Source organism: Kitasatospora sp. NPDC093558, from assembly GCF_040683475.1.
In the GTDB taxonomy this organism is placed as follows: domain Bacteria; phylum Actinomycetota; class Actinomycetes; order Streptomycetales; family Streptomycetaceae; genus Kitasatospora.
Genome location: NZ_JBFBDY010000670.1, coordinates 1 through 992, shown reverse-complemented (window position 1 = coordinate 992; position 992 = coordinate 1). Strand labels below are relative to the sequence as shown.

1 protein-coding gene is annotated in these 992 nt (G+C 71.3%); it reads right to left on the bottom strand.

Annotated features, from left to right (window positions below; all coding sequences use genetic code 11):
* Positions 1 to 114: 114 nt before the first annotated feature.
* On the bottom strand, positions 115 to 477 hold the full coding sequence (locus tag AB0O00_RS33465) for a hypothetical protein (protein WP_363658258.1): 363 nt from the start codon (positions 475 to 477) through the stop codon (positions 115 to 117).
* Positions 478 to 992: the final 515 nt, after the last annotated feature.

The window sequence follows — 992 nt, the reverse complement described above, 5'->3', positions numbered from 1 at the left end:
AGCAGGGCGATCGCCGAGGCCAGTCGGACGGCCGGACGGTTCGAGGGCGCGGACAGATACATGGGTTCACTCCTGGGATGGATCTCCAGCGGTTGACAGCGGGCAGCCGCGCCTTCAGAGGGCCGCGGCTTCCCGGACCTGCGCGGCCACGGCCTCCGGGTTCGGGACGGCCACCAGCAGCACGTCGAAGTCGGCTTCGCCCTGAGCCAGTTCGATGCGTACGGCCCGCAGGCCCCGATTCGCCAGGACGAACTGCCGCCCCTCGGTGGAACTCCGCCAGGTCCCGGCCTTCACAACACCCGGAACACTGGTCCCCGGCGCGCGCAAGCCGTGCGCCGCCGTCAGCGGCTGGTCCTCCACCGACACCGAGCGGACGGCGGCCAGCGACACGGCGACGTCGCCGTGCAGCGCCTCGATCCGCTCGAAAGCCGTCAGGCGCACCACCAGCCGGCCCGCCTCGATCACGATCTCCGCCACACTCGTACCTCCGCCTCAGTGCCAGGGACTTCCAGGGCTTACCACCCCGTCCACCACGGGCGTGCCATCGACACCACGCGACCACCCCTCCGGCCCCATCAGAAGTGGCGATGCCGGTCTTCGGCTGGGTCAGGCAGCACGGGGAGACGAAGGGAGTGCTGTTGCGGGCCAGGCCGACTGGCGTGGGCCTTCCTGCGGAGAGTGTGGTTCAGGGTGAGCTGACCAGCCGCCGGACGACGCAGTGGACGGGGGCGCAGTTCCCCACGGAATAGCGGTGGTAGCCCGGCCGCTGATCCCGTACCCCGATCGGGGGGACCATCGCACTCTGCGCCCTCGTCACCGTGGTCACCGCATCGCAAGCGACCGGACGGGTAACCCGCCAGAGGGCGATCGAAGCCGCAGGCATCCGCGAATAGGACACGGCCGGCCGACATCACACGCGAACCGCTGGCGTGTGCCCGGCCCGGAGCGGGTGTGCCCGGGCCCGGGACGGGCTGGGGGCGCCGAACAGTCGG